Origin of the sequence: uncultured Jatrophihabitans sp. (assembly GCF_964246335.1) — a bacterium.
Taxonomy (GTDB): domain Bacteria; phylum Actinomycetota; class Actinomycetes; order Mycobacteriales; family Jatrophihabitantaceae; genus Jatrophihabitans.
Genome location: NZ_CAXTQF010000019.1, coordinates 44,605 through 53,220, shown reverse-complemented (window position 1 = coordinate 53,220; position 8,616 = coordinate 44,605). Strand labels below are relative to the sequence as shown.

The 8,616-nt window shown below is 69.6% G+C and carries 6 protein-coding genes and 1 pseudogene; 1 reads left to right on the top strand and 6 read right to left on the bottom strand.

Annotated features, from left to right (window positions below; all coding sequences use genetic code 11):
• The 6 genes and pseudogenes from ACFFCN_RS08020 to ACFFCN_RS07995 form a co-directional block, all read right to left on the bottom strand.
• A pseudogene (locus tag ACFFCN_RS08020) lies at nucleotides 1-312 on the bottom strand (aspartate kinase); the annotation flags it as partial.
• Nucleotides 313-399: 87 nt separating this feature from the next.
• Nucleotides 400-1,899, bottom strand: coding sequence for a sugar transferase (locus ACFFCN_RS08015; RefSeq protein WP_375490618.1), 1,500 nt, complete (start codon nucleotides 1,897-1,899; stop codon nucleotides 400-402).
• A gap of 130 nt (nucleotides 1,900-2,029) precedes the next feature.
• The gene (gene gabT, locus ACFFCN_RS08010; protein ID WP_375490617.1) at nucleotides 2,030-3,376 is read right to left on the bottom strand and encodes a 4-aminobutyrate--2-oxoglutarate transaminase; all 1,347 of its coding nucleotides are present in this window, start codon (nucleotides 3,374-3,376) and stop codon (nucleotides 2,030-2,032) included.
• Nucleotides 3,373-3,600 carry a biotin/lipoyl-binding carrier protein gene (locus tag ACFFCN_RS08005; protein ID WP_375490616.1) on the bottom strand — a complete coding sequence of 76 codons (228 nt, stop codon included), beginning with the start codon at nucleotides 3,598-3,600 and terminating at the stop codon, nucleotides 3,373-3,375. Before ACFFCN_RS08005 ends, gabT begins: the two co-directional genes overlap by 4 nt.
• A gap of 51 nt (nucleotides 3,601-3,651) precedes the next feature.
• Nucleotides 3,652-5,088: a gamma-aminobutyraldehyde dehydrogenase gene (locus ACFFCN_RS08000; protein ID WP_375490615.1), complete on the bottom strand. Its 1,437-nt coding sequence runs from the start codon at nucleotides 5,086-5,088 to the stop codon at nucleotides 3,652-3,654.
• A 93-nt stretch (nucleotides 5,089-5,181) separates the two neighbouring features.
• Entirely contained in the window at nucleotides 5,182-6,582 is a 1,401-nt protein-coding gene (locus ACFFCN_RS07995) for an amidase (RefSeq protein WP_375490614.1), read from the bottom strand.
• A 290-nt stretch (nucleotides 6,583-6,872) separates the two neighbouring features.
• On the opposite strand from ACFFCN_RS07995, the gene leuA reads away from it, so the two are divergent.
• Nucleotides 6,873-8,615 (top strand): 2-isopropylmalate synthase, encoded by a 1,743-nt coding sequence (gene leuA, locus ACFFCN_RS07990; RefSeq protein ID WP_375490613.1) that lies wholly within the window; start codon nucleotides 6,873-6,875, stop codon nucleotides 8,613-8,615.
• Nucleotide 8,616: the final 1 nt, after the last annotated feature.

The following is an 8,616-nucleotide window of genomic DNA, read 5'->3' as shown; positions in this document are numbered from 1 at the left end:
CGTCAGCACTCCGGCCTGCGAGCCGGTGAACGACTCCGCGCGATAGCCCAGCGAGTTGATCGCCATCGCGAGCAGCGCCATGGAGATGCGCTCGCCGGCGGTGAGCAGCATGTCGAACTCGCGGCCTTCGGGCACCGGCACGATCTGTTCGGCGAGGTCGATCAGCTCGTCGGTGGTGTCGCCCATCGCCGACACGACGACGGCGACGTCGTGGCCCGCGCGCTTGGTGGCGACGATGCGCTCGGCGACCCGCTTGATCCGCTCGGCGTCGGCGACGGAGGAGCCGCCGTACTTCTGCACGACCAGACCCACAGCTGTGCCCTTCGAACGACTATCGGCGGAGCCTTCAGGGTACCGGCCGCTGCGTGAGCGTTTACCGGCAACGATCGCTCACCGGGCTCAGTAGGCGCCGCGGCTCGTGAGCACGGCGGCGAGCGTGCGCGCCAGGATGGTCAGGTCGAGACCGAGGCTCCAGTTCTCGACGTAGTACAGGTCCATGCGCACGGCGTCGTCCCAGCTCAGCTCCGAGCGGCCGCTCACCTGCCACAGCCCGGTGATGCCCGGACGCACGAGCAGCCGGCGCCGCGCCGACCCGGTGTAGACGGAGTCCTCGGCCGCGAGGGGTCGTGGACCGACCAGTGACATGTCGCCGGTGACCACCTGCAGCAGTTGCGGCAGTTCGTCGACGGACAGCCTGCGCATGACGCGGCCGACCCGGGTGACCCGCGGGTCCTGGCGGATCTTGAACAGCACGCCCGCGCCGTCCTGCTCGTTCATCTCCAGGATGTCGGCGCGCAGGTCCTCGGCGCCGACGACCATCGAACGGAACTTCAGGATGGAGAACTCCTTGCCGTTGTAACCCAGGCGAAGCTGTCGGAAGAACACCGGGCCGCGCGACGTGCACTTGACGGCCGCCGCGCTCAGCAGCAGCACCGGGCTGAGGATCGCCAGCGCCACGAAGGCGCCGAGCAGGTCCATGCTGCGCTTCACGAGCTGCGGGACCCGACCCATCCGCGGTTGTTCCAGCCAGACCAGCGGCAGCCCGTCGACCGGACTGATGTGCATGCGCGTGCCGGCGATCTCGGTCAGCGCCGGTGCCATGACCAGACCGCGTCCGGTGCCCTCGAGGCGCCAGCCGAGCTCGCGCACACCGACCGGTCCGAGGCCGCTGCCGGTCACCGCCACCACATCGGCGTTCGTCGCCTCGGCCTGGTCGGCCGCATCGAAGACGCCGCCCAGGACGGGGACGCCGGACGGCAACCGTGACCCGGCCGGCGCACCCTGCACGCAGGCGCCGATGACCTGCAGCCCGGCGTTGCGCGCCCGCTCGGTCACGGCCACCAGCTCCTCGACCGACTCGGTGGTTCCCACCGCGATGATGCGGTGCGACCAGCGGCCGTGCCGCCTGCGGGACGAGACGGCGCGCCGGATGGCTGCACGTTCGAGTACCAGCAGCAGCGCGCCGAGCGGTATGACGACGATGACGAACCCACGCGCCAACGGCGTCTTGATCACGTAGCAGGTGACGGCGAGCAGGCTGAGCGTCAGCCCGCTCGCGCGCAGCAGCCGCTTCGACTCCTCGGGACCGGTGGCCAGGTGCCGGATCTCATAGGCGTTGCAGTACTGCAAGGCCACCAGCCAGGCCAGTGTCATGCCGACTGCGAGCCAGACGAAGGAGAAGCCGGTGGCGAGGTCGTGCCGGGTGCCGAAGCGCACCTGATACCCGGTGAGCGTCGCCAGCACGATGGCGCAGACATCCAGGACGAGCAGCACGATCCGGTACTGCAGCATCCACCGCGGCTGGGCGAGGATCGGTATCTCGCCGATGATCGACGGGGGTTCGGTCTCCGTCGACGGCATGGCCGGCAACGGGCGTGCGACCTTCGGTGCGGGACGCACCACGTCGCACCTCCGGGCGCCTACGGCATGCACTCACCTTGAGCGCTAATAAATTTATCTCAAGTTCACACGAAGACAAATGGCTGTACGGCAATGTTTTCCGCCGTTACAGCGAGTGACGGGCAGTCGGTCAGGCGTTGGCCGCGAACGCAGCGGCGAGCACGTCGAGGCCCTCCGTGAGCAGTTCGTCACCGATAACCAACGGCGGCAGGAAGCGCAACACGTTGCCGAACGTCCCGGCGGTCAGCGTGACGAGCCCGTCGCGGTGGCACGCCGCGGCCACCGCAGCGGTCAGCGCCGGGTCCGGTTCCTTCGTGCCGGGTTCGACGAGCTCCATCGCCAGCATCGCGCCGCGCCCGCGCACGTCACCGATCGCCGGGTGCTCGCCGGCGAGCGCGTGCAGCCGCGGCGCCATGACCGACTCGATGCGCTGGGCCGCGCCGCACAGGTCCTCGGTGCGCATGGTCTCGATCGCACCCAGCGCGGCCGCGCACGCGACGGGGTTGCCGCCGTAGGTACCGCCGAGTCCGCCGCCGTGCACCGAATCCATGAGCTCCGTACGGCCGGTGACCCCGGCGAGCGGCAGCCCGCCCGCGATCCCCTTGGCCGTCGTGATCAGGTCCGGCACCACGCCTTCGGCATCGCAGGCGAACCAGTCGCCGGTGCGGCAGAACCCGGTCTGGATCTCGTCCGCGATGAACACGATGCCGTGCGTACGACACCAGTCGGCGACGCGGGCCAGGAACCCCGGCGGTGGCACGACGAAGCCGCCCTCGCCCTGGATCGGCTCGACGATGACGGCCGCGGTGTTGGTCTCCCCGACCTGCGTGTGCACGTTGGAGACGAACATCTCGAACGCCTCGTCAGCGCAGTGCTGCGGGCCGGTCGGCCAGCGGAACGGGTAGGCCATCGGCGTCCGGTAGACCTCGCCCGCGAACGGCCCGAAACCCTGCTTGTACGGCATGTTCTTCGCCGTCAGGGCCATCGTCAGGTTCGTCCGCCCGTGGTAGGCGTGGTCGAACGCGATGACGGCGCTGCGGCCGGTGGCCGTGCGAGCGATCTTGATCGCATTCTCGACCGCCTCGGCGCCGGAGTTGAACAGCGCACTGCGCTTGTCGTGCGTGCCCGGCGTCAACTCGTTCAACTGCTCGGCGACGGCGACGTAGCCCTCGTACGGCGTGACCATGAAGCAGGTATGGGTGAACTCCGCGACCTGCTGCTGCACGGCGTCCACGACGCGGGGCGCGGCGTTGCCCACCGACACGACGGCGATGCCCGAGCCGAAGTCGATCAACTGATTGCCGTCGACGTCCACCACGATGCCGCCGCCGGCACGTTCGACGTAGATGGGCAGGCCGCTGCTGACGCCGGAGGACACCGCGGCCGAGCGCCGCGCGTGCAGCTCGCGCGAACGCGGCCCGGGAATCTCGGTGCGCAGGTCCCGACGTTGCTGCACGCTGTGCGCCGTTGTTGTCATGTCTGCTCCTCGATGACGGCGAGCACGTCGCCTTCCATGACGTTGTCGCCCTTGGCGACGAACACCTCGCGCACGGTTCCGGGCACCTCCGCGAGGATCGGAATCTCCATCTTCATCGACTCCAGCACCACGATCGGGTCGCCGACCGCGACCACGGCACCGGTGGCGACGTCGACGGAGTAGATGGTGCCGACGAGTTCTGCGACGACGTCGGTGGTGGCCATGCGCTTCAGGCTATTCCGGCGCGTTGCCGCGACGTCTGGCGCACATGATCGTCAGCTCTCCACGTTATGCATGACGTGCTTGATGCGCGTGTAGTCCTCGAGCCCGTAGACCGACAGGTCCTTGCCGTAGCCGGAGTGCTTGAACCCGCCGTGCGGCATCTCGGCGACGAGCGGGATGTGGCAGTTGACCCACACGCAGCCGAAGTCGAGCGCTCGGGTCATCCGCATCGCCCGGCCGTGGTCCTTCGTCCACACCGAGGACGCCAGCCCGTACTCGACGCCGTTGGCCCAGCGGATCGCCTCGTCCTCGTCGTCGAAACGCTGGACAGTGATCACCGGGCCGAAGATCTCGTCCTGGATGACCTCGTCGTCCTGGTGCAGCCCGCTGACGACGGTCGGCTCCCAGAAGTAACCGCGCTCGCCCTTGCGCGCGCCGCCGGCGAGGACGTTCGCGTGGTCGGGCAACCGGCCGAGCATGCCGCTGACCCGGTCGAGCTGGTTGGCGTTGTTGAGCGGGCCGGCGAGGATGTCGTCGTCGTCCGGAGCTCCGATCTTGGTGTTGCGTGCCTGTTCGGCGAGCGCCTGCGCGAAGTCGTCGGCGACGCGCGGGCCGGCCAGCACCCGGGTTGCCGCGGTGCAGTCCTGACCGGCGTTGAAATACCCCGCGACGGCGATGTTCTCCGCGGCGTCGGCGAGGTCGGCGTCGTCGAACACGACAACCGGCGCCTTGCCGCCGAGCTCGAGGTGCGTGCGCTTCAGGTCGGCCGCGCCGGCCTTCGCGACCTCGTAGCCGGCGCGCACCGAACCGGTGATCGAGACCATCGCCGGCGTCTTGTGTCCGACGACAGCGGCGCCGGTGTCCCGGTCGCCACACACCACGTTGAACACGCCGGCGGGCAGGAACTCGGCGGCGATCTCGGCCATCATCACCGTGCTGACCGGCGTGGTGTCACTCGGCTTGATCACCAGACAGTTGCCCGCGGCCAGCGCCGGCGCGATCTTCCACACCGCCATCATCAACGGGTAGTTCCACGGCGTCACCTGACCGACGATGCCGACGGGTTCGCGCCGGATGTAGCTCTCGAAGCCGCCCATGTACTGCCCGGCGCTGCGGCCCTCGAGCAGCCGGGCGGCGCCCGCGAAGAACCGGATCTGGTCGACGGCGGGCGGGATCTCCTCGGTGCGCATGAGCTCGGTCGGCTTGCCGGTGTTCTCGCACTCCGCGGCGATGAGGTCCTCGGCGCGATCCTCCAGCGCGGACGCGAACTTCAGCAGCGCCTGCTGCCGTTCGCTCGGCGTCGTGTCGCGCCAGGCCTCGAACGCGGTCGTCGCCGCGGAGTACGCGGCGTCGACGTCCGCCTCGCCGGACACCGGGGCGGAGCCGAAGACCTCGCCCGTCGCGGGATTGATCAGGTCGGCCTTGCGGCCGTCCTTGGCCTCAGTGGCCTCGCCGTTGATGAAGTTCGTGACGTTGCGCTTGTCGCTCACGTCCGCACCGTACCAACGGATCGATGCCGCTGGAGCGTTGCGCGACGACGATTTCCGCGGTCGCGGCTGGCCGCGACGACGGAAAACGCACACTCAGTTCTGGATGCGAGCGAACGGGGCGGCAGCCTCCAGCCCGAAGGCGACCTCGAGCAGGGTGCGCTCGTCGCCGTAGGCCGCCGACAGGTGCACGCCGACCGGCAGGCCATCGGACGAGCCGAGCGGCAGCGAGATCGCCGGCGTTCCGGCGATGTTGTTCAACGGCGTGTAGGAGACGTAGTCGGTGAGCCGGGCGATGAGCTGGTCGAACGCGACGTTCGGCGAGAGGAACCCCAGCCGTGGCACGGCGTGCGCGAGCACCGGCGAGAGCACGAGTTCGTGCCGGGCGAACATCGCCGCGTAGTCGCGAGCTGCATGCCGCAGCCTGCGCAGCGCGCCCGGAGTGCGCCGCAGATTCCTGCGGTGGTGCGCGCGCAGCCCCGCGGTGAGGCCGTCGACGAGCGCGCTGTCGAAGGAGCGGTCGAAGGTCAGCCTGCCGGTGGAGACGGCAAGGTCGGCGAGCAGACCCCAGTACTGCGTGAAGTCGTCGGCGAACCGGTCGTCCATGGGCAACTCGACCGGTTCGACGAGGTGCCCGGCGTCCTCGAGCAGTTGTGCCGTGCGCTCGACCGCCGCGCGGGTCGGCTCGTCCACCGGCGCCCTGGTGAGCGACTCCAGGACGAGGCCGACGCGCAGCCGGCGCTGCGCGGGACCCAGCACCAGGCCGATCGGCGCGAGTTTCGGGTTGCGCCAGTGGTCCTCGGTGGCTGCGACGAAGGCGGCGGTGTCGCGCACGGTGCGCGTGACGACGCCTTCGGACACCATGTTGATCGGCAAGTGCCGGGCCTGTTCGCCGTCGAGGTGCCGGCCCCGGCTCGGTTTGAGCCCGACGAGCCCGGCGCAGGCGGCGGGGATGCGGATCGAGCCACCGCCGTCGTTCGCGTGCGCGATGGGCACCGCGCCGGCCGCCACCAGCGCGGCAGACCCGCCCGAGGACGCGCCGACGGAGTAGTCGGTGTGCCACGGGTTGCGGGTGGGCTCCGCGGTGCGGAACTCCGTCGTCGCGTTCAGGCCGAACTCGGGCAGCCGCGACTTGCCCAGCACCGTCATGCCGCTGCTGAGGAACTGGCGGGTGTAGGCGTCGTCGCGTTTCGCCGGCCGGGCGGTGAACGCCTCGCTGCCGTGGTTCGTCGGCACGCCCTCGAGGTCGGTGTTGTCCTTGATCAACGTCGGGACGCCGGCGAGCGCGCCGCTCGATCCCGGCGCGTACCGCGGTTGCGTGAACAGCTCGCGGGCGACCGCGTTCAGCTGCGGGTCGACGGCCCGGATGCGCGCGGCCGCGGCGTCGGCGAGTTCAGGGGCGCTGACCTGCCCGTCACGCACGAGTCGGGCCAACGCGACGGCGTCGTGCTCGCCCAGCGCGTCGTCACCAAAGGCATGGACCCGGATTCCGCTCACCCGAGCACCCTGCCACGCCACCCCCAGCTACCTTCTTGCATGCCGGGAATACCAGATTTCCTGCCCGGACATGGTCATCCCGGCATGCAAGAAGCGGAATGTGCGGGTTGGCCCGGGCACGGGGGCTCGGTTAGCCTGGCAACACCATGACGCGCGCACGCCTGCTCCTTGCCGGCCGCGACGAGGCACTGGGTTCGGCGTAACGCCGACCGGTCGGCCCCTCGCCGCGGGCCGCCGTCCTGCCGACCGCACCTCATCGAGAGCATCGCGATCACAGGAGCCGTCTTGTCATGAGCACCAACTCGTTCGTCCAGCAGCCGTCCGGCATGCCCTGCCACCGGTACACGCCGTTCCCCGCCGTCGACCTGCCCGACCGGCAGTGGCCGACGAAGTCGATCACCGCCGCGCCGCGCTGGCTGTCCACCGACCTGCGCGACGGCAACCAGGCGCTCATCGACCCGATGAATGCCGCCCGCAAGAACGCGATGTTCGACCTGCTCGTGCGCATGGGTTACAAGGAAATCGAGGTCGGCTTCCCGGCTGCGAGCCAGACCGACTTCGACTTCATCCGCTCGCTGATCGAGAATGGCCGGGTCCCCGACGACGTGCGCATATCCGTGCTCACCCAGGCCCGCGAAGAACTCATCGAGCGTTCCGTGCAGTCGCTGATCGGCGCGAAGCAGGCGACCGTGCACATGTACAACGCCGCCGCGCCGGTCTTTCGCCGTGTCGTGTTCGGCTTCGAGGGCGACGGACGCGCGCAGTGCCGTGCCGTCGCGGTCGACGGCGTCCAGGCGATCATGAAGTACGCCGACATCCATCTCGCGGGCACCGAGTTCGGGCTCGAGTACTCGCCCGAGATCTTCATGGACACCGAGCTCGACTTCTCGCTGGAGATCTGTGAGGGCGTCATGGACGTCTGGCAGCCCGACGCCGACCGCGAGATCGTCGTCAACCTGCCGTGCACGGTCGAGCGCTCGACGCCGAATGTCTACGCGGACCAGATCGAGTGGATGAGCCGGCACTTCTCCCGCCGTGAGCACGTGTGCCTGTCCGTGCACACGCACAACGACCGCGGCACCGCCACCGCCGACGCGGAGCTCGCGGTGCTGGCCGGCGCGCAGCGCATCGAGGGCTGCCTGTTCGGCAACGGCGAGCGCAGCGGCAACGTCGACCTGGTGACGCTCGGGCTGAACCTGTACAGCCAGGGCATCGACCCGATGATCGACTTCAGCGACATCGACGAGATCCGCCGCACCGCGGAGTACTGCAACCGCATCGGCGTGCACGAGCGGCACCCCTACGCCGGCGACCTCGTCTACACGTCGTTCTCCGGCTCGCACCAGGACGCGATCAAGAAGGGCTTCGACGATCTGACCCGGCAGGCCGACGCCGCGGGCAAGGCCCCGGGCGAGATGCCGTGGCACATCCCCTACCTGCCGATCGACCCGAAGGACGTCGGCCGCACGTACGAGGCGGTCATCCGGGTCAATTCACAGTCCGGCAAGGGCGGCGTCGCCTACATCATGAAGGTCGACCACAAGCTGGACCTGCCGCGGCGGCTGCAGATCGAGTTCAGCCACGTCATCCAGGGCTTCACCGACAACGAGGGCGGCGAGGTCGAGCCGGAGCGGATGTACGCGATCTTCGAGGGCGAGTACCTGTCCCCGGGCGCGGTGTCGTTGGTGCGTACGTCGTCGAGCAGCGACGAAGGTGCCGAGCGGGTGACCGCGACGGTCGTAGTCGACGGCGTCGAGCACGAACTGCACGGCATCGGCAACGGCCCGGTGTCGGCGTTCTGCGACGCGCTGTCGGGCATCGACCTCGGCTACGGAGGCATCAACGTGCGCGTGCTGGACTACGCCGAGCACGCGCTGACCTCCGGCCGGGACGCCGAGGCCGCCGCGTACCTGGAGATCGAGATCGGTGACAACGTCTACTGGGGCGTCGGCATCAGCGAATCGACGACGCAGGCGTCGTTGCGCGCGGTCGTCAGCGCGGTCAACCGCGCGGCCCGCTCCCTGCGCGCCTGAC